The sequence below is a fragment of the Streptomyces sp. HD genome, from assembly GCF_028369295.1.
GTDB lineage: Bacteria > Actinomycetota > Actinomycetes > Streptomycetales > Streptomycetaceae > Streptomyces.
In genome coordinates this window covers 171,071-189,721 of record NZ_JAQMYP010000008.1, presented here as the reverse complement: position 1 = coordinate 189,721, position 18,651 = coordinate 171,071, and the positions used below count along the sequence as shown (strand labels likewise).

The 18,651-nt window shown below is 70.3% G+C and carries 17 protein-coding genes and 1 pseudogene; 6 read left to right on the top strand and 12 right to left on the bottom strand.

The genetic code is table 11. The features are described 5' to 3' along the window. Window positions 1-174: 174 nt before the first annotated feature. A complete protein-coding gene (locus POF73_RS11000; RefSeq protein WP_272114399.1) occupies window positions 175-1,572 on the bottom strand; it encodes an FAD-binding oxidoreductase in 1,398 nt (465 codons plus the stop codon). Window positions 1,573-1,751: 179 nt separating this feature from the next. Here POF73_RS11000 and hemB point away from each other — a divergent pair, with 179 nt between their 5' ends. Continuing rightward, window positions 1,752-2,747, top strand: a complete 996-nt coding sequence (gene hemB / locus POF73_RS10995) for a porphobilinogen synthase (RefSeq protein WP_272114398.1) — start codon at window positions 1,752-1,754, stop codon at window positions 2,745-2,747. A 210-nt stretch (window positions 2,748-2,957) separates the two neighbouring features. Here hemB and POF73_RS10990 read toward each other — a convergent pair whose 3' ends face one another. Next, window positions 2,958-3,146 (bottom strand): hypothetical protein, encoded by a 189-nt coding sequence (locus tag POF73_RS10990; protein ID WP_272114397.1) that lies wholly within the window; start codon window positions 3,144-3,146, stop codon window positions 2,958-2,960. Window positions 3,147-3,330: 184 nt separating this feature from the next. On the opposite strand from POF73_RS10990, the pseudogene POF73_RS10985 reads away from it, so the two are divergent. After that, window positions 3,331-4,131: pseudogene (locus POF73_RS10985) on the top strand (aminotransferase-like domain-containing protein); the annotation flags it as partial. Here POF73_RS10985 and POF73_RS10980 read toward each other — a convergent pair. From POF73_RS10980 to POF73_RS10970, 3 genes are read right to left on the bottom strand one after another with little or no spacing between them, the layout of a single operon-like run. Continuing rightward, complete coding sequence (locus POF73_RS10980; protein WP_272114396.1) at window positions 4,097-4,948, bottom strand: DUF4253 domain-containing protein; 852 nt, start codon at window positions 4,946-4,948, stop codon at window positions 4,097-4,099. The pseudogene POF73_RS10985 and the gene POF73_RS10980 sit on opposite strands and share 35 nt — an antisense overlap. A gap of 42 nt (window positions 4,949-4,990) precedes the next feature. Further along, on the bottom strand, window positions 4,991-5,914 hold the full coding sequence (locus POF73_RS10975; RefSeq protein ID WP_272114395.1) for a helix-turn-helix domain-containing protein: 924 nt from the start codon (window positions 5,912-5,914) through the stop codon (window positions 4,991-4,993). After that, the gene (locus POF73_RS10970; RefSeq protein WP_272114394.1) at window positions 5,911-6,813 is read right to left on the bottom strand and encodes a peptidoglycan-binding protein; all 903 of its coding nucleotides are present in this window, start codon (window positions 6,811-6,813) and stop codon (window positions 5,911-5,913) included. Before POF73_RS10970 ends, POF73_RS10975 begins: the two co-directional genes overlap by 4 nt. Before the next feature lie 320 nt (window positions 6,814-7,133). Between POF73_RS10970 and POF73_RS10965 the strand changes: the two genes are divergently transcribed. Then, complete coding sequence (locus tag POF73_RS10965) at window positions 7,134-7,589, top strand: peptidoglycan-binding domain-containing protein (RefSeq protein WP_272114393.1); 456 nt, start codon at window positions 7,134-7,136, stop codon at window positions 7,587-7,589. Between the two features lie 81 nt (window positions 7,590-7,670). On the opposite strand, the gene argS is transcribed toward POF73_RS10965, so the two are convergent. Then, window positions 7,671-9,425, bottom strand: a complete 1,755-nt coding sequence (gene argS, locus POF73_RS10960) for an arginine--tRNA ligase (RefSeq protein ID WP_272114392.1) — start codon at window positions 9,423-9,425, stop codon at window positions 7,671-7,673. Between the two features lie 276 nt (window positions 9,426-9,701). Between argS and lysS the strand changes: the two genes are divergently transcribed. Next, on the top strand, window positions 9,702-11,447 hold the full coding sequence (gene lysS, locus POF73_RS10955; protein WP_272114391.1) for a lysine--tRNA ligase: 1,746 nt from the start codon (window positions 9,702-9,704) through the stop codon (window positions 11,445-11,447). Window positions 11,448-11,507: 60 nt separating this feature from the next. On the opposite strand, the gene POF73_RS10950 is transcribed toward lysS, so the two are convergent. The 3 genes from POF73_RS10950 to POF73_RS10940 form a co-directional block, all read right to left on the bottom strand. Beyond that, window positions 11,508-12,845, bottom strand: a complete 1,338-nt coding sequence (locus tag POF73_RS10950; RefSeq protein WP_272114389.1) for a DUF2637 domain-containing protein — start codon at window positions 12,843-12,845, stop codon at window positions 11,508-11,510. A gap of 166 nt (window positions 12,846-13,011) precedes the next feature. Next, window positions 13,012-13,944 carry a DUF3558 family protein gene (locus POF73_RS10945; RefSeq protein ID WP_272114388.1) on the bottom strand — a complete coding sequence of 311 codons (933 nt, stop codon included), beginning with the start codon at window positions 13,942-13,944 and terminating at the stop codon, window positions 13,012-13,014. A gap of 136 nt (window positions 13,945-14,080) precedes the next feature. Then, window positions 14,081-14,935: a DUF3558 domain-containing protein gene (locus POF73_RS10940; protein ID WP_272114387.1), complete on the bottom strand. Its 855-nt coding sequence runs from the start codon at window positions 14,933-14,935 to the stop codon at window positions 14,081-14,083. Window positions 14,936-15,151: 216 nt separating this feature from the next. Between POF73_RS10940 and POF73_RS10935 the strand changes: the two genes are divergently transcribed. Beyond that, the gene (locus tag POF73_RS10935; protein WP_272114386.1) at window positions 15,152-16,345 is read left to right on the top strand and encodes an RtcB family protein; all 1,194 of its coding nucleotides are present in this window, start codon (window positions 15,152-15,154) and stop codon (window positions 16,343-16,345) included. 43 nt (window positions 16,346-16,388) lie between these two features. On the opposite strand, the gene POF73_RS10930 is transcribed toward POF73_RS10935, so the two are convergent. From POF73_RS10930 to POF73_RS10920, 3 genes are read right to left on the bottom strand one after another with little or no spacing between them, the layout of a single operon-like run. Continuing rightward, window positions 16,389-17,135 (bottom strand): tyrosine-protein phosphatase, encoded by a 747-nt coding sequence (locus POF73_RS10930; protein ID WP_272114385.1) that lies wholly within the window; start codon window positions 17,133-17,135, stop codon window positions 16,389-16,391. A 52-nt stretch (window positions 17,136-17,187) separates the two neighbouring features. After that, window positions 17,188-17,316, bottom strand: coding sequence for a hypothetical protein (locus tag POF73_RS10925; RefSeq protein WP_272114384.1), 129 nt, complete (start codon window positions 17,314-17,316; stop codon window positions 17,188-17,190). Next, window positions 17,316-18,092, bottom strand: coding sequence for an SDR family NAD(P)-dependent oxidoreductase (locus POF73_RS10920; RefSeq protein WP_272114383.1), 777 nt, complete (start codon window positions 18,090-18,092; stop codon window positions 17,316-17,318). The genes POF73_RS10925 and POF73_RS10920 overlap by 1 nt, the downstream gene beginning before the upstream one ends. 115 nt (window positions 18,093-18,207) lie before the next feature. Here POF73_RS10920 and POF73_RS10915 point away from each other — a divergent pair, with 115 nt between their 5' ends. After that, the gene (locus POF73_RS10915; RefSeq protein ID WP_272114382.1) at window positions 18,208-18,636 is read left to right on the top strand and encodes an ester cyclase; all 429 of its coding nucleotides are present in this window, start codon (window positions 18,208-18,210) and stop codon (window positions 18,634-18,636) included. Window positions 18,637-18,651 lie beyond the last annotated feature (15 nt).

Here is an 18,651-nt window from a genome sequence, read left to right as displayed (position 1 = left end):
CCCCCATCGGCCTGAACGGCCTCGTCCTCAAACGCCGGACGGGCTGAAAGAAGCGTGCGGGCGTCAGGAACGCCGGACGGGGTGAAAGAAGCGTGCGGGCGTCAGGAACGTCGGACGGGCTGAAGGCGCTGCTCGGTGTCAGACGGTGGACGGGCTGGAAGGCGCGTGTGGGCGTCAGACGCCGGACGGGGTGATGGTGTGGCCGAAGCGGAGCAAGTTGGTGGGGTCGTACGTCGACTTGTCCTGGCGTAGGCGGGTGTAGACCTCGGGGGTCCAGGCCCGGGCCCGGTCGGTGGTGTTGCCGGGGGTGCCGTGGATGTTGATCATGGTGCGGCCCGTGCCGTAGGGGGACATCGCCTTGTAGAGGGATGTCGTGGCTGTCTCTACCGCCTTGGCCGCTTGTGGCGTTGCCGGGACGCCCACCGAATCCAGTAGGTAGTTCGCGTCCCGGGCGCAGATCGCGTCCTCCAGGCGGGCCGGGCGGGCCAGGGCCCCGCCCATATGGCGGATCTCCGCTGCCAGGAGGGCGAAGTCGGTGGCCTGCGGGCCTGCCTGGGAGAGGAAGGCGCGGATCGCGTCCGGGGGCAGGCCGCGGAGCAGGGCGCAGCATTCCCTCGCGGGGAGCGGGTCCTGGGGCTCCATGAAGATGCGGTCCATTGCCGTGTACGGCATGTCCTCCACCGTGTCGATCGACACCGGGGCCGCCGAGCGGAGGGGGGCCAGGAGGCTCTCGCCCTGCGCCGGGTCTCCCGTCCAGGCGATCGCCACCCTGGCCCAGAAGCCGCCGCGCAACGGCTCGGGGATCTGGGGGAGGGGCGGCAGACGCAGGAGGGTGAACGCGCTGCACATTTCCTCGGGGACCTGGTGCGTCCAGTCCTCCCAGGTCGTCAGCAGTGCCTCCGCGTGCTCGCCGCGGCAGTAGATGCCGCCGCCCAGGAGCCGGGGGAGCGGGAGCAGGTCGAAGGTCAGGGACGTCACCACGCCCACGTTTCCCTTGCCTCCGCGCAGTGCCCAGAAGAGTTCCGGTTCCTGGTCGGGATCGCATTCGCGGAGGGTGCCGTCGGGGGTGGCCACCTGGAGGGAGCGGACCAGGTCCGCCGCGTAGCCGTAGGTGCGGCCCAGGACCGGCAGGCCGCCGCCCAGGGTGTAGCCGACGACGCCCGCGTCCGTGGAGGTGCCGCAGAGTGCGGCCAGGCCGTGTGGTGCGGCCGCGTTCAGGACGTCGCGCCACTTCGCTCCGGCCTCGACCGTCGCCACGCGTCGGTCCGGATCGATGCGTACCCCGGTCATGCGGGTCGTCGTGATCAGCAGACCGTACGGGATGGGGAAGTTCGCTCCATGGCCCGTCGCCTGGACCGCCACCGGCGTATCGGTGGCCGACGCCCAGCGCAGGGCCCGCACTATGTCGTCCACGCCCGTCGCGCCCACGACCACCTCGGGGGTGTGCAGCGCGGACAGGTTGAAGCCGGTGACCTCGTCGGCGTAGCCGTCGTCGCCGGGGCGCAGGACCGGGCCGTGGATCTCGGAGAGGGCGAAGAGGTCGGGGGTGTTGTGGTGGGTGGCGGCGGTCATCGCGGCCTCCCTAGTGTCTGTCAGGAGGGGCAGGGGCTGCCCTGAGGGCCGTACTTCGGGCTTCTCTTCAGCATGGACCCGGGGGTGTGCAGGGCGCATTCCGGGCCGTCGTCCGCGCCCGTGCCGTCCCGACGGCCAGTCGGCAAAGGTGCTGCCGGGGCGGGCGTAGCGTAGGTGGCATGACGACGTACGGATCCTTCCCCGGTACGCGGCCGCGGCGTCTGCGGACCACCCCCGCGATGCGGCGCATGGTTGCCGAGACCAGGCTGCACCCCGCCGACTTCATCCTCCCGGCCTTCGTGCGCGAGGGCGTCAGCGAGCCCGTGCCGATCACCGCCATGCCGGGGGTCGTGCAGCACACCCGGGACAGCCTGAAGAAGGCCGCGGCCGAGGCCGTCGAGGCCGGTGTTTCCGGGATCATGCTGTTCGGGGTGCCCGAGGAGGACAAGAAGGACGCCCTCGGGACGCCCGGTACCGACCCGGACGGGATTCTGCAGGTCGCCATCCGCGATGTGCGGGCCGAGGTGGGCGACGAGCTGCTCGTCATGAGCGACCTCTGCCTCGATGAGACCACCGATCACGGGCACTGCGGAGTGCTCGACTCCGAAGGGCGCGTCGACAATGACGCCACCCTGGAGAGGTACGCCGAGATGGCACAGGTCCAGGCCGACGCCGGGGCCCATGTCGTGGGGCCCAGCGGGATGATGGACGGGCAGATCGGGGTCGTCCGGGACGCCCTCGACCAGATCGGGCGGGAGGATGTCGCCATCCTCGCCTACACCGCCAAGTACGCCTCCGCCTTCTACGGGCCCTTCCGGGAGGCCGTCGGCTCGTCGCTGAAGGGTGACCGCAAGACGTACCAGCAGGACCCCGCCAATGCGCGGGAGTCCCTGCGTGAGCTCGCCCTCGATCTGGAGGAGGGCGCCGACATGGTGATGGTCAAGCCGGCCGGGCCCTACCTCGACATCCTGGCGCGGGTCGCCGACGCCGTGGACGTGCCGGTCGCCGCCTATCAGATCTCCGGCGAGTACTCGATGATCGAGGCCGCCGCCGAGAAGGGCTGGATCGACCGGGACCGGGCCATCCTTGAGGCGCTGACCGGCATCAAGCGGGCGGGTGCGCGCAACATCCTCACCTACTGGGCGACCGAGGCCGCGCAGAAGCTCGGGCGGTAGCAGCGCCGGCCGGTCTGTCGGTGACGGCCGTGCGGGGGCTCGTGGTGACGGCCGTGCGGTGGTTCGCGGTGGCGGGCGGGCAGGGGCTCGTGGTGACAGCCGTGCGGGGGCTCGTGGTGACGGCCGTGCGGGGGCTCGTGGTGACGGCCGTGCGGTGGTTCGCGGTGGCGGGCGGGCAGGGGCTCGCGGTGACGGGCGTACGGGGCACTGTCATCGGCCCTCCGACGGCGGGGGCGTCGTGGACTGCGTCGCCGTGGGGCTCGTCGGGGTCGACGGGCCCTCGTCGCGCAGGCCCTGGCCGTCCTCGCACGCGGTGAGCGTGAGCGCGGCGATGGCCACCAGCGTGGCGGCCAGCAGCCGGGCGCGGGGGTGACGGGCGGGGGGTGCGGACGCCGACATGGTGGCCCTCTCCGTGGGTGGGGGTTGGGGTCGGACCCCAGCCTGCGTGATCATCCGCCATCGTCGCCACCTTCGGCGGGGAATTCGGGACGCCCGAGTGGCGGGACCGCCGTTGACCTGCGGAGATGGTCTGTCCCGGTGAGGTGGCGTGGGACGGCCGGGGCGGGGGTGGGCGGTGTCGGGCGGAGCACGGGTCGTGGCCGTGCCGGGGGACGCGGACGGGGTGGACCCGCGGGCGTTGGAGGAGCTGGTGGTGCGGGAGCGGCCGAAGCTCTTCTACACCGTGCCGACCTTCCAGAACCCGACCGGCCGGACCCTGCCCGCCGAGCGCAGGGCGGCCGTCGCTCAGGTCGCCGCTCGGTGCGGGGTGTGGATCGTCGAGGACGACCCGTACGGCGAGCTGCGGTACGACGGCGAGCGCGTGCCCTGGATCGCCTCCTGCCCGGGTGCCGAGGACCGTACGGTGCTGCTCGGCTCCTTCTCCAAAGTGATGGCCCCCGGTCTGCGGCTGGGCTGGCTGCGGGCGCCGGCCGCCCTGCGGCGTGCCTGCGCGGTCGCCAAGCAGGCCGCCGACCTGCACACCCCGACCGTCAACCAACTCGCCGCCGCCCGCTACCTCACCGGCCTCGACACCCATGTGGCCCGCGTCCGGGACGTCTACCGCGAACGCCGCGACGCCATGCTGGCGGGACTGGCGGACGCCCTGCCGGACGGCTCGACCTGGAACCGTCCGGAGGGCGGCATGTTCGTCTGGGCCCGGCTGCCGGAGTCGTACGACACGACCGCCCTGCTGCCGGAGGTCGTGCGGCACGACGTCGCCTACGTCCCCGGCGCCCCCTTCTACGCCGGTGAGCCCGACCGGTCGACGCTGCGACTGTGCTTCGTGACGCAGACGCCGGAGGAGATCGGGGAAGGGCTGAGGAGGCTGGGGGACGGGTTGGGGACGGGTGTCAGTCCCACCAGAAGTGCCAGACCGGCTGGTTGAGGAGCTGGTTCTCGGCGTAGGCGCGGAGGGTGGTGTCGTTGCCCTGCCAGATGTTGTCCGGGCAGAACGCGAAGTGCTCGGCGGCCACGGCCTCCGCCTCGGCCAGGGTGGTCGGCGGGGACGCCACCGAGAGGAGAAGGTGGTCGAAGCCGAGCGCCACCACCCGTATGCCGAAGCGGTCCTCCCAGGAGCGGAGCACCGCGCACAGGCGGGCCGTGTCGTTCTCATGGTTCATCGGGCCCGACCAGCCGATCGCCGCCGGAATGTCCGCGCTGCGGCGGGCCGGGACCAGGGCGAGGCGCGGGTCCTTCAGAGGGCCGCCGTCCTCGACCAGGGCGTCAGCGATGTCGGTGGCCAGGGAGTCCGGGTCGGGGGAGTCCGTGGTGGCGGGGGGCGCCGCCAGGCCGGGCCACTCCCCCTCCTCCGTGTCCTCCGCGTTCGCCCCGTCCGCTCCGTTCTCCGTGTGCTCCCCGTCCTCCTGTGCCGCGCACTCGTACCAGAAGTCCTCCAGCACCTCCTCGGCGTCGTGATCCCCCGGGTACGACATCTCCCCGGGCATCAACTCCCACCCCTCCGGGTCGCCCTGGCTCCCGCCCGCCTCGATGACGACCGGCAGCAGTCCCGCCGTCCGCCGCGCCGGCTCCAGTGCCGTCCAGGCGCCGGGTGCCGCCGGTTCGTCCGCGAGCCACAGCAGGGGCTCGTGCCAGGGGCCCTCGTCGGTCGCGTCGACGAGGCGTCCGGGCGGGAGTCGGAGGCCCAGGGCCGCGCCTGTGATGTCGGTGGCCAGCTTCGGCAGGGGGTTCGGAAGTGTCGCCATGTCGGTGACTGTAGGCGGTGCCACTGACAACGGGCCCCGCGCTCACTTCGGCACCGAACCGTCGACACATTCCCTCTTACCGCCCGCCGTGGGACGGAAGCAGGCCCGGACGACGGCGCCCGGACAGGAGGCGGTCATGGGGGTGTAGACGTAGGAGTCGGCGTCGGTGGCGTTCTGGACCTCGGCGCTGCGGACGGGGCCCCGAGGATTGTCACGACGGCTCGGATCGTCACGACGGTTCGGATCGTCACTGCCCTCGCGATCGTCATGACCGCTCGCCGTCATCTCGATCCGGTCGCCGATGCGCGTCCCCCACATCCGGGCCCAACTGGTGCCGCATTCCTCGCTGTAGCGCAGTTCCAGCCAGGCTCCGGTGGCCGTGTGGTGCGAGGCAAGGGTGGTCGGTGAGCCGCCGCACTTCATGTGCATCGGGCTCTTGCCCTCGCAGGCCGCGCCCCGACAGCGCGGTGCGGCCGCGGCCGGGGCGGGTGACACGGACGAGCGTGGTTCGTCGCCCCGGTTCGGCAGCAGGAGGGCCACCGCCGCCATGCTGCCGACAGCCACGGCGCACACCGACGCGAGTACCGCCACGACAGTCGCGGTGCGGTGTACGGCCGGAGGGGGTGGTGCGGGAGACGGGGGCGGAGGCGGAGCCTCGGGGGGAGGTGGGGACGTGTCCGGCGATACGGAGCGCGTCCCGTCCGGTGGGCGTCCGCCCCGCCCGCTCCCCTCCGCCTCCGCGATCTCCCACAGCGCCAGGCAGCGCCCATCCGGCTCGCCGGCCAGGCGGCACAGGTCCTGTACCGCCTCGCGTGGGGGCAGGGTGCGGCCGTTGAGGTAGCGGTCCCAGGAGGACTTGCTGAACGCCGTCTTCGTCGCGAGGCCGACCAGGCTCAGACCCGTGCGTGCCTTCAGGTCCCGTAGCGCGTCGGCCAGCCGGGCCCGTTCCGGTGACGGGGCCGTCATCGCCGTAGGACCTTCCAGGTGTGTGGGCCGATGACGCCGTCCACGACCAGACCCGCCCGCTTCTGCAACTGCCTGACCGCGCGTTCCGTCACCGGGCCGAAGATCCCGTCCACGGCCCCCGGCGGGATACCCGCCCTGCGCAGCAGACACTGCGCCTCGGCCACCTCGGGCCCGGCGTGGCCCTCGGCCAGGATGGCGCCCTGAGTGCGGCTGTTGCCCGTGTACCAGCGGCCGTCGATCCGCTCGACCCGGCATGTGTACGAGGGCGCCGACCGCGCGGCCGACGCCGGTGGCCGTGCGGTGGTGGTGGCGGGTGCGGAGGATGTGCTGGAAGTGCTGGACGTGTCAGATGTGTCGGACGCGGTCGGTTCGGCGGCGGCCGAGAGGGGAGGCGCCGTTCCTTCTCCCGCGTCGCCGGACAGTCGTACGGCGAGAAGCACCGCCGTGGAGACCGCCAGCACCAGTGCCACGGTCCCGGCCACGAGCGCGACGCGCAGCGAACCTCCCGGCGAGCGCTCCCCGTTGACCTCGGCCGACAGGATCTCCGGCGCTGTCGCAGGCGGCTCCGGTGCGGACGCGTCCGAAGTCGGCTCCGACACGTCCGCGTCCGCCGCCGTCCCGTTCCCGCGTCGCTTGCCCCACGCCTCCTCGGCGATTTCGTGCAACGCCAGCAGCCGGGTGGGATCCTCGCCCCCGACCCCGGCCAGTGCCTCGACGGCCTCCCGGGGCGGTAGCGACCTGCCGCCCAGATACCGTTCCCAGGACTTCGGGCTGTAGCCCGTTCTCGCCCCCAGCCGGCGCAGGCTCAGCCCGCTGTGGTCCTTCAGTCGGCGCAGCCGTACCACCAACTGCCGTACGCGCGGATCAAGTTCCGCGGGCAGCGCTGCCCAACGCGACATGTTCCCCCCACTCGCGTTCACGGTCGGGCCCATGGTCCCCGTGGTCAGCGGCGGCCCAGCCCGGTCGCATTCTGCATCAGCATCCACGGCCCGTACCGGGAGCCGGTTCCCGCATCGGTAAGGAATCGGCCATCGCATGCCGGAGCCGTCCCGCCCTGGCGTCCCGGAGAGTGGCGTCCTTGCTGGTCAGCGGGTGGGACGTCCCATGGTGACGTCACTTCTGCGGCAACTGTGGCAACCCCCGTAGCCCGCCCCGCACTCTCGATCTCGCCAGCCGGCGGCAGGCGCCGCCACCCGGCCCAGAGCGAGAGGGAAACACCATGCGACCGAATATCTGGACGAGGACCCTCGTCAGTGTCAGCGCCGCCGTCGGCCTCGCCGCCGGAGGCCTCGCGACCGCGGGCACCAGCTTCGCCGCGGCGGAGGCGAGGCCGGCCGTGAGCTCCGAGGTCTCCGTCCTCGCGGTGAACAACCTCGGCCTGAGCACCACGGAGGCCAGGTACGTCCAGTGCTGGCTCCAGGACTACTGGGGCTACACCGGCGCCCTTGACGGGCAGCTCGGCACCAACAGCTGGAAGGCGATGCAGCGCAACCTCAAGCAGCACTGGGGCTACAACGACAGCATCGACGGAATCGTCGGCAAGAACACCATCATGGCGCTGCAGCGTTCGATGAAGGCACATCAGGGCTACGACGGCGAGATCGACGGCATCGCCGGACCGAAGACCAGGGCCGCGTTCAAGCGATTCGCGGCCGACTCCAAGCCTTACTGCTGAGCCGACCTGACGACCGCACAGACGGCGCGGCCCGTCCTCCCTTCGGGGGAGAGGACGGGCCGCGCGCACGTCATCAGGCGCTCACAGCCGCTCGGGCGTCCGGATGCCCAGCAGGGCCATGCCCTGGTGCAGCGTCCGGGCCGTCAGGTCACACAGGAACAGACGGTTCTGCACCTGCTCGGGCGTCTCGGCCTTCAGCACCGGACACTTGTCGTAGAACGACGTGTACAGCGACGCCAACTGGTACAGGTACGCGGCCAGCTTGTGCGGGGCGTACTCCGCGGCCGCCTCGAAGACCGTGTCGCCGAAGGCGTCCAGGTGCAGGCCCAACGCCCGCTCCGCCGCGTGCAGTTCCAGCTCCGGGTGGGCGGCCGGCTCGGTCTCGCCCGCCTTGCGCAGGATCGACTGGATACGGGCGTACGCGTACTGGAGGTACACGGACGTGTCGCCGTTCAGCGAGACCATCTGGTCCAGGTCGAACTTGTAGTCCCGGTTGGGGGACGTGGACAGGTCGGCGTACTTCACCGCGCCGATGCCCACCTGCGCCGCCCGCTCCTGGATCTCGTCCTCGGTGAGGTCCTGCGCCTTCTCCCGTACGACCTCGGCGGCCCGCTGCACCGCCTCGTCCAGCAGGTCCTCAAGCCGTACGGTCTCGCCCTCACGCGTCTTGAACGGCTTGCCGTCCGCGCCCAGCACCGTGCCGTAGCCCATGTTGTGCGCGGTGACCTCGTCGGTCAGCCAGCCGGCGCGGCGGGCCGCCTCGAAGACCATCTTGAAGTGGAGGGACTGACGGACGTCCACGACATAGAGCAGGGACGTGGCGTGCAGGTCCTGGACCCGGTTGCGGATCGCCGTCAGGTCGGAGGCCGCGTAGCCGAAGCCGCCGTCGGCCTTCTGCACGATCAGCGGGACCGGCTGGTCGTCCTTGCCGCGGATCTCGTCGAAGAACACGACCAGCGCGCCCTCGGAGCGCACCGCGACGCCCATCTCCTCCAGGAGGCGGGCGGTTTCCGGCATGCCCTCGTTGTACGCGGACTCGCCGACGATCTCCTCGTCGCGGATCTCCATGTCGAGCTTCTCGAAGACCGAGTAGAAGTAGACCTTCGACTCGTCCACGAACTGCTGCCACAGTTCGAGCGTCTCCTTGTCGCCGGACTGCAGGGCGACGACCCGCTTGCGGGCCCGCTCCTTGAACTCCTCGTCCGAGTCGAAGACCGCGCGCGACGCCTTGTACACCCGGTTCAGGTTGCTCATCGCCTGCTCGCCGTCGACGTCGGCCGCGGGGGCCAGCTCGCCGGGGTTCTCGAACAGGTACTGGATGAGCATGCCGAACTGGGTGCCCCAGTCGCCGATGTGGTGCCGGCCGATCGTCTTCTCGCCGGTGAAGTCGAGCATGCCGCGCAGGGCGTCACCGATGACCGCCGACCGCAGGTGGCCGACGTGCATCTCCTTCGCCACGTTCGGCTGGGCGTAGTCGACGACCGTGATGCCCGCGTTCTCCTTCAGCGGCACGCCGAGACGCTCGCCGTCCGCGTGCCGCGCGGCGAGGTTCTCGGTGATCGCCCGGTCGGTGACGGTGATGTTGAGGAAGCCGGGGCCGGAGACCTCGACGTCCTTGATCACGTCACCGGTGACGATGTTGCCGACGACCTGCGCCGCCAGCTCCCGCGGGTTCGACTTGGCCTTCTTGGCGAGGGCCAGGATCCCGTTGGCCTGGAAGTCGGCCCGCTCGCTACGTCGCAGCAAGGCGTCTCCGACGGTTCCCGGGAGGGCGGCCGTGAGGGCGTCGGAGAGCTGTGCGTCGACGTTGGCGGTGATGGACTTGACCGGGGCCATGGGTATGGGCTGCCGTTCTGGTCGGGGCTGGGTTGACAGTCCCGGCCAGTATCCCATGGGGGGTAAAGGGGTTTTTGCGGCTACGAGCCCGGGGGTGCCGGGCGCGGGCCGTGTGCGGCCGGTCGCGCCCACGCGGCGGAGCCCGCTCGCCGACTCCGTACGGCAAAAATCGATACAACCTCGCGCCCCCCGATAAACGGCTGCGCCGCTTATCGGGTCTGGGACAATGGACGACGCCGGCCGTGGACCGTACGGCTGCCCTGGAGAAAGAAGGACGTGCCGATCGTGGCTCAGAGCACCGAGACCACCGACTGGGTCTCCCGTTTCGCGGATGAGGTCATCGAGGAGTCGGAGCGTCGGGCCCCCGGCAAACCTGTCGTCGTGGCGTCGGGCCTCTCGCCCTCCGGGCCCATCCACCTGGGCAACCTGCGCGAGGTCATGACCCCGCACCTCGTCGCCGACGAGATCCGGCGGCGCGGGTACCAGGTGCGGCACCTGATCTCCTGGGACGACTACGACCGGTACCGGAAGGTGCCCAAGGGCATCGCCGGCGTCTCCGACGAGAGCCACCTCCAGCACATCGGCAAGCCGCTGACCTCGGTGCCGGCGCCCCAGGGGTCCTCGTATCCGAACTGGGCCGAGCACTTCAAGGCGGCGATGGTCGAGTCGCTCGCCGAGCTCGGCGTGGAGTTCGACGGGATCAGCCAGACCGCGCAGTACACCTCCGGCGTGTACCGCGAGCAGATCCTGCACGCCATGAAGCACCGCGGTGACATCGACGCCGTGCTCGCCCAGTACCGCACCAAGCCCAAGGCCGGCGCCAAGAAGTCGCAGAAGCCCGTCGACGAGGCCGAGCTGGAGGCCGCCGAGGGGTCGGGGGCGGCCGCCGAGGACGACGGCAGCTCCGGTGCCGCCGGCTACTTCCCGTACAAGCCCTACTGCGGCAACTGCGAGAAGGACCTCACCACCGTCACCTCGTACGTCGACGACACCACCGAGCTGTCGTACACCTGCGACGAGTGCGGCTTCTCCGAGACCGTCCGGCTCAACGAGTTCAACCGCGGCAAGCTGGTCTGGAAGGTCGACTGGCCCATGCGCTGGGCCTACGAGGGTGTCGTGTTCGAGCCCAGCGGCGTCGACCATTCGTCCCCGGGATCCTCCTTCCAGGTCGGCGGGCAGATCGTCGGGATCTTCGGCGGCAAGCAGCCCATCGGGCCCATGTACGCCTTCGTGGGGATCAGCGGCATGGCGAAGATGTCGTCCTCGCGGGGCGGGGTGCCCACCCCCGCCGACGCCCTGAAGATCATGGAGCCGCAGATCCTGCGCTGGCTCTACGCCCGCCGCAGGCCCAACCAGTCCTTCAAGATCGCCTTCGACCAGGAGATCCAGCGGCTCTACGACGAGTGGGACAAGCTCGACGGCAAGGTGGCCGACGGGTCCGCCCTGCCGGCCGACGTCGCCGCCCACTCGCGAGCCGTGCGGACGGCCGGCGGTGAGCTGACGCGTACGGCGCGGCCGCTGCCGTACCGGACGCTCGCCTCCGTCGCCGACATCACCGCCGGGCACCAGGACCAGGCCCTGCGCATCCTCTCCGAGCTCGACCCGGAGAACCCGCTGGGCGCGCTCGACGAGGCCCGGCCCCGGTACGACAAGGCCGAGGCCTGGATCAACACGCAGGTGCCCGCCGACCAGCGGACCATCGTGCGCGACGAGCCCGACGCCGAGCTGCTGAAGTCCCTCGACGAGGCGTCCCAGCAGTCGCTGCGGCTGCTGCTCGACGGACTCGCCGAGCACTGGTCGCTCGACGGGCTGACCCACCTCGTGTACGGCGTGCCCAAGGTGCAGGCCGGGTTCTCCGCCGACGCCACGCCCAAGGAACTGCCGGCCGAGATCAAGACCGCCCAGCGGGCGTTCTTCGCGCTGCTGTACCACCTGCTGGTCGGCCGGGACACCGGTCCGCGACTGCCCACGCTGCTGCTGGCGGTGGGGCAGGAGCGAGTGCGCGCCCTGCTCGGGGAGTAGGACCGGGTGAAACGTCGAGGGGCCCTCGGTCGAGGGCCCCTCTAGTTTTTTCACCGGCTCTTACGCGATGTGCTCCTCTTCCAGTTGCGCCGAGTGGCGCTGCTGGAAGCGTTCCGTGAGGGCCTTCAGTTCGCTGCTGCCCAGCGTCGTGCCGTACGTCGCCTGGATGTTGTCGCCCAGGACGCGCGGCGTGGGGTAGCTGCCGTCTATCGACTGGCGGAAGACCTGGTAGTAGTCCTCGTCCGTCGGCTCGGCCGGCTCCGGCGGGCCACCGCCCTCACCGAGCTGGCGGGTGCGGTTGCCCGTCACCGGGATCGGGAAGGTGCCGGTGTCCTCCGGAGAGGGTTCCTGCACCGGGGGCTCTTCCTCGTACTGGTCGCGGTACTCCTCGGCCCGCTGCTGCTCCGAGTACCACTGCTGGTAGTGGCCCTGGGGGTCGTACTCGGCGTTGTAGCCGCCGTGGTACTCGACCTGGCGGGGCGTGTTGAACCAGTCCTGAACGTAGTCCGGTTGCTCCGCCTCGGGAGGCGCCGCCTGCTGCGGGACGGGCGCGGGTCCGGCCGTACGACCGTCCGCGGCCACGTCAGGAGCCGGTGTGCCGGGGGCCGGGGCGGCAGGCGTCGGCGCGACCACCTCGGCCGCCGGCGCCACGTCGACGACAGGGGCCGCGTCCAGGGCCTGCTTCGGTGCCGGTGGCAGCAGGGCCGGCTCGATGCCCGCCGCCGCCAGGCCCGCCGGAGCCGTCTGCGCCAGCGGGACGCCGTAGCGCGCCAGACGCAGCGGCATCAGCGACTCCACCGGGGCCTTTCGCCGCCACGAGCGGCCGAAGCGGGAACGCAGCCGGGCCTGGTAGACCAGGCGCTCCTGCTCCAGCTTGATGACCTGCTCGTAGGAGCGCAGCTCCCACAGCTTCATACGGCGCCACAGCAGGAACGTCGGGACCGGCGACAGCAGCCAGCGGGTCAGGCGTACGCCCTCCATGTGTTTGTCGGCCGTGATGTCCGCTATGCGGCCGATCGCGTGGCGGGCCGCCTCGACCGACACCACGAACAGGATCGGGATCACCGCGTGCATGCCCACGCCCAGCGGGTCCGGCCAGGCCGCCGCGCCGTTGAAGGCGATCGTCGCGGCCGTCAGCAGCCAGGCCGTCTGACGGAGCAGGGGGAACGGTATGCGGATCCAGGTCAGGAGCAGGTCGAGGGCGAGCAGGACACATATGCCCGCGTCGATGCCGATCGGGAAGACATAACTGAAGCTCCCGAACCCCTTCTTGACGGCCAGCTCACGGACGGCCGCGTACGAACCGGCGAAGCCGATGCCGGCGATGATCACGGCGCCGAACACGACCACGCCTATGAGAACGCGGTGCATCCGAGTCAGCTGCGGTGGCGCGGCCACTCGTACTCCCCTCCCCTTGCGTGTTGTTGCGCGCAACAGGGTGGCACATCCGTGCGGCGGACGGACCTCCGGTACGGCCCGAGCCCGGCCCCCGAAAGGGCCGGGCTCGGGCAAAAGGCGCGGCTGAGCAGCAAGTTGTGACTCAGTCGTGAGGCAGGTGTGACGGTCAGCTCTTCTTCGCCGCTGACTTGGACGGGGAGGCGGACGCCGTCTTCGAGGGGCTGCCGGACGGGGACTTCGAGGGAGACTTCGAAGCCGACTTCGAAGGGGTGCTGCTAGGCGTGCCCGCGCTGCCGCTGCCGTTCGCCTTCGTCACCGAGGCGACGACCTCCTTGGCCGCCTTCTGCGCCAGCTTGTTCAGGGAGTCCGCGCTGGGGGTCTTGTCACCGGCGTAGCCGGCGCCGTTGTAGTCGAGCGTGACGACCACGTTCTCCACCCGGGCGACGACCGTCTCCTGCTTGAAGGAGCCCTCCTTCTTCTTCAGGTCGTAGCGCACCGCCGTGGCCTCGTCGCCCACCCCGGCGACCGGCTCCGACTTCACGTTCTTCGCGCCGGACACCGAACGGGCGCCCTGCAGCTGCGTCTCGTAGTACTCCCGCGCCAGCTTGTCGCCCGAGCCGCGCGTGACGTCCGACTCGAAGCGCAGCAGGGAGACGTTGAGCCAGCGGAACTGCGAGCCCTTCACACCGTTGTCGTCGAGGCTGCTCCAGGAGCAGGAGCCGCGCGTCGTCTCGTCGTCCGAAGCGTGCGCCTTGCCCGACTTCGCCTTCGGGACCAGGTCCTCCAGCGTCTTCTTCGCCAGCACCTTGCACGCCTGCGGAAGCGACTTGTACGTGGCCGCCTGCACCGTCGGCGACGGGCTCGCGGACGTCTCGGACGTCGATGCCGAGGTCTTCGCACTGCCGTCCCCGGCCCCGTCGTCCGAACCGGAGTCCGAGGAACAGCCCACGGCCACCAGCATCGCGGGGACGACGGCCGCGCCGACAAGGACCCGGCGAAGGCCCTTCACACGCTGCTCGCGCTGGTCACGCCGGTCATTCCCCCACTGCCTGAACGGCGTGGGAGGTGCCCCCAGGTCTCGCTTCGCTGCTCGCTGCATGGTTCCTTCACTCATGACTGACACTCGTGGTCTCGCGGTCGGATCGGGTCCGAGGGGCCACGGTACGCGGTGAAGAAGCTGTGTGGTCTCGTTTCGGTTACGTCGCAGGAGGGCGCACAGGGGCTGCGGAGGGGCGCTACTCCGCCAGCTCGTCCGCCAGTTGCGCAGCCAGTTTCTGGGCCCTGTCCTGCAATTCCTCACTGTCCGGAACCGTGCCTACGGTCGTCGGCTGCTCCTCGTACACGATCCTCACGATCACGTTGGACGTGCGGAACGCCACAGTCACCGTGCGCTGCTGGGCCGTCGAACCGGAGCTGCTGAGCGCGTCGTCGAGGAAGGCCTCGTCGCCGAGGTCCTCCAGGACGCGGGGCTGGAGCTCGGCACCGGCCGCGCCGTCGGGGGAGGCGGAACCTGAGGGGGAGGCCGAGGTGGAGGACGAAGGGGACGAAGAGGGCGTAGAGGACTCGGGGGATCCGGACGTGGACGTGGAGGGCGAGGAGGACGGTGAGCCGCTCGGATCGACGGAGGAGGAGGTCACCGGCTCGGGAAGGTCGGCCGCCTCCTGTTCCGTCGCGAAGAGCCGCTCAGCCTCGCTGTCGTCGCTGACCGTCTTGTCGTACGACACCACGCGCTCGAAGTCGACGAGCAGGTGATCCGTGGCCTCCGTCGACTCGACCTTCCAGCGGCAGCCGACCTTGCGGTCCGTGTCGTAGGTCAGCGTCGGCGTGCCCTCGTACGCCTTGTCGCGCTGCTCCTCGTCCGGGAGCTGCCGGATGCCGGGCAGCAGCGAGTCGAGGATGTCCTGGTCGACCACGCCGCACGGTTCGGGCAGCGTCTGGTACCGGCCGGGCTCGGCCGTCGCGGTCGCCGTGCCGGCGTCGCCGGGGTTGGCGTCGTCCGTCGCGCCACCGTCGTCGGAACCGCCGGTGCAGCCGGCCAGCAGCGCCGCGAGGAGCGCGGCGACGCCGGTTACATACGCCTTCCGCTGCACGGTCAGGCTCCTCTCGACGGTGACTGTGTGGTCGGTGTGTTGCCGGTCTCTCAGTGTCCCCGCTGGTTAATCGCTTGCCGTGCGGGGGCGCCGCCTGCAGACAATGTGTATCGCACGCACTGCCGTGGACGCCGGTCCGCTGTCCCTTTTCGTTGACCTTGGCGCCGGTTTTGCGATTTAAGACTTGTGTTTTGTTTACGGGGGATAGAGGACGATATGTCGTACGTGGAGATGCCGGGCGCGAAGGTACCCATCCGGATGTGGGCCGACCCGGCGACGGTCGAGGACGTGGCCCTGCAGCAGCTGCGCAACGTCGCGACCCTGCCGTGGATCAAGGGCCTCGCCGTGATGCCGGACGTGCATTACGGGAAGGGGGCGACTGTCGGGTCCGTCATCGCGATGCAGGGGGCCGTGTGTCCTGCGGCGGTGGGGGTGGACATCGGGTGTGGGATGTCGGCGGTGAAGACGTCGTTGACGGCCAATGATCTGCCGGGGGATCTGTCGCGGTTGCGGTCGAAGATCGAGCAGGCGATTCCGGTGGGGCGGGGGATGCATGACGACCCCGTCGACCCCGGGCGGCTGCACGGGTTCGGTACGGCCGGGTGGGACGGCTTCTGGGGGCGGTTCGACGGGATCGCGGAAGCGGTCAAGTTCCGTCAGGAACGCGCCGGAAAGCAGATGGGAACGCTCGGCGGGGGCAACCACTTCGTCGAGGTCTGCACGGACACGACCGGTTCCGTCTGGCTGATGCTGCACTCCGGTTCCCGGAACATCGGCAAGGAACTGGCCGAGCACCACATCGGCGTGGCCCAGAAGCTCCCGCACAACCAGGGCCTGGTCGACCGTGACCTCGCTGTCTTCGTGGCGGACACCCCGCAGATGGCGGCGTACCGCAACGACCTGTTCTGGGCGCAGGAGTACGCCAAGTACAACCGCACGATCATGATGGCGCTCCTGAAGGACGTGGTCCGCAAGGAGTTCAAGAAGGCCAGGCCGACCTTCGATCCGGAGATCAGCGCACACCACAACTACGTGGCCGAGGAGCGCTACGACGGCATGGACCTGCTCGTCACCCGTAAGGGGGCGATCCGCGCCGGCTCCGGCGAGTACGGGATCATCCCGGGCTCGATGGGCACCGGCTCGTACATCGTGAAGGGCCTCGGAAACCCGATGTCCTTCAACTCGGCCTCGCACGGCGCGGGCCGGCGCATGAGCCGGAACGCCGCCAAGCGCCGCTTCTCGACGAAGGACCTGGAGGAGCAGACGCAGGGCGTGGAGTGCCGTAAGGACTCCGGCGTCGTGGACGAGATCCCGGGCGCGTACAAGCCGATCGAGCAGGTCATCGATCAGCAGCGGGACCTTGTGGAGGTCGTGGCGAAGCTGAAGCAGGTTGTCTGCGTCAAGGGCTGACGCATCAGGCCCCCGGCGGAAACCGGGGGCCTCGCTCATCGGGTCATTGACCGAGGAGCGTTCCGCGGAGCGTTGTCGAGAGGGAGTCCGGATCCAGGGACAGCGCCTCGGAGATGTAGCCCTCGATCGAGCCGTAGCGGCGCGTCAGGTCTGCCAGGAACAGGCGCATGACCGCTTCCGGGGCTCGGCCGAAGCCCGGCCAGGTGGGGGTGCGGCCGTTGTTGTGGGCTTTCCAGTCGGCCAGGAGGGCGGGAGCGGCCAGTTCCGTGAGGGTGAAGTCCTCGATGATCGTGGGTTCGGGTACTCCGAGCAGGCCCAGGATCAGTGCTGCCAGCAGGCCTGTGCGGTCCTTGCCCGACGCGCAGTGGAAGACGAGGGGCGTGTCCGACTCCGCCGCCTTCGCCACCAGTTCCAGTGCGCTACGGATCTCCTTCGTGCCGTCCTGCGCCACTTCCATGTAGCGCTCGGCCAGATAGGGGGTGGGGTCCACATCGGGCGTCAACCCCGCCTGGGTGTACGGGCGGTGCTCGATGCTGAGGTTGTGGTACGTGAACGACGGGTGATCCGGGACGCGGCCCCTGTGCTCGATCTCCCACGGGTAGCGCAGGTCGATCACCGTGTGGACACCGAGGGCGAGGAAGCGGGACCAGTCCGGTGTGCCCTGCGTCAGCTTGCCCAGGGAGTCGGCGCGGTAGAGGCGGCCGGGGCGGACGCGGTGGCCGTCCGTGGTCGTGCAGCCGCCCAGGTCGCGGAAGTTGTGCAGGGCGTCGAAGCGTATGTGTCTGTCCACGGGCAGTGACCCTAGGTGGTCGCTGCCCGTCGCACCTGTGATTTTACGGCGGCTACTTCGGCGCGTGGGTCACCGCGTAGATCATCACGAACGCCACGATGTGGATGCCGAAGAGGAAATAGCCGAGCCACCACCACATCTGGCGCTCGTTGTGCGGGTCCTTGCGACCGTCCTGCGCCACTACAGCTCCCTGTGGACCTTCGTGTTGGACGCCTGGGCGCGGGGGCGGACGACCAGGAGGTCGATGTTGACGTGGCTGGGGCGGGTGACCGTCCAGGTGATGGTGTCGGCGACATCGTCGGCGGTCAGGGGCTCGGCGACGCCCTGGTAGACCTTCTCGGCCTTCTCCTTGTCGCCGGCGAAGCGGGTCAGGGCGAACTCGTCCGTCTTGACCATGCCGGGCGCGATCTCGATCACGCGGACCGGGCGGCCGACGATCTCCAGACGCAGGGTCTCGGCGAGGACGTGGGTGCCGTGCTTGGCGGCGACGTAGCCCGCGCCGCCCTCGTACGTGCCGTGGCCGGCGGTGGAGGAGACGACCACGATCGTGCCGTCGCCGCTCGCCTCCAGCTTGGGGAGCAGGGCCTGGGTGAGGTTCAGGGTGCCGATGACGTTCGTCTCGTACATCGTGCGCCACTCGGCCGGGTCGCCGGTCGCGACCGGGTCGGCGCCCAGTGCGCCACCGGCGTTGTTGACCAGGACGCCGATCGCCTTGAAGGCCGTCGCGAACTCGTCGACCGCGGCGCGGTCCGTCACGTCCAGCTGGTAGGCCGTCGCCGACCCGCCCGCCGTGGTGATCTCTTCCGCCAGCGCCTCGATGCGGTCCTTGCGGCGGGCCGTCAGGACGACGCGGTAGCCGGCCGCGGCGAGCTGTCGTGCCGTGGCGGCGCCGATTCCGCTGCTCGCACCGGTGATGACGGCGATGCGGGAGGCGGCGGACGGGGCTGCGGTGGGCATGGCTGCTCCTCGTGCGTGGTGGAGTCCGGAGGGTGTCCGGGGACTGTCCGGCCAGGATAGGCCGGTCGCGCGGTGGGACAATGGGACGGGTGATCCTCTGGAACGGAGGTGGATCATGGGACAGGCACGTGAGGTCATGGACCGGCTCACGGACGCGGTGACCACGCACCCTGATCTCGGGACGCTGGGCGAGCTGTATGCCGAGGACGCGGTCGCCGTCACCCCCGACGGCGGTGAGATCCATGGGCGCGACGGCATCGTCGAGTACTGGCGCCAGATGACGGACGCGATCCCCGACGGCACGTACGAGTCCGTGCACGCGTACGAGGTCGGCGACACGGCCATCGACGAGGGGTTCTTCACCGGACGGAACACCGGGCCGATCCAGCTGCCCTCCGGAGAGACCATCCCCGCGACCCAGAAGGAGATCAAGATCCGGGGCGTGGACTTCGCCACCGTCCGGGACGGCAAGATCGTGGAGTACCGGCTCTACTTCGACGAGATGGAGTTCCTGGGGCAGCTGGGGCTGCTTCCGCCGTCCTGAGCCGTGGGTGTCGTC

Bases quoted from the DNA above. Each gene is read 5' to 3' on its own strand.
- POF73_RS11000 (WP_272114399.1), bottom strand. From the start codon at position 1,572: ATGACCGCCGCCACCCACCACAACACCCCCGACCTCTTCGCCCTCTCC.
- hemB (WP_272114398.1), top strand. From the start codon at position 1,752: ATGACGACGTACGGATCCTTCCCCGGTACGCGGCCGCGGCGTCTGCGG.
- POF73_RS10990 (WP_272114397.1), bottom strand. From the start codon at position 3,146: ATGTCGGCGTCCGCACCCCCCGCCCGTCACCCCCGCGCCCGGCTGCTG.
- POF73_RS10980 (WP_272114396.1), bottom strand. From the start codon at position 4,948: ATGGCGACACTTCCGAACCCCCTGCCGAAGCTGGCCACCGACATCACA.
- POF73_RS10975 (WP_272114395.1), bottom strand. From the start codon at position 5,914: ATGACGGCCCCGTCACCGGAACGGGCCCGGCTGGCCGACGCGCTACGG.
- POF73_RS10970 (WP_272114394.1), bottom strand. From the start codon at position 6,813: ATGTCGCGTTGGGCAGCGCTGCCCGCGGAACTTGATCCGCGCGTACGG.
- POF73_RS10965 (WP_272114393.1), top strand. From the start codon at position 7,134: ATGCGACCGAATATCTGGACGAGGACCCTCGTCAGTGTCAGCGCCGCC.
- argS (WP_272114392.1), bottom strand. From the start codon at position 9,425: ATGGCCCCGGTCAAGTCCATCACCGCCAACGTCGACGCACAGCTCTCC.
- POF73_RS10945 (WP_272114388.1), bottom strand. From the start codon at position 13,944: ATGCAGCGAGCAGCGAAGCGAGACCTGGGGGCACCTCCCACGCCGTTC.
- POF73_RS10935 (WP_272114386.1), top strand. From the start codon at position 15,152: ATGTCGTACGTGGAGATGCCGGGCGCGAAGGTACCCATCCGGATGTGG.
- POF73_RS10920 (WP_272114383.1), bottom strand. From the start codon at position 18,092: ATGCCCACCGCAGCCCCGTCCGCCGCCTCCCGCATCGCCGTCATCACC.
- POF73_RS10915 (WP_272114382.1), top strand. From the start codon at position 18,208: ATGGGACAGGCACGTGAGGTCATGGACCGGCTCACGGACGCGGTGACC.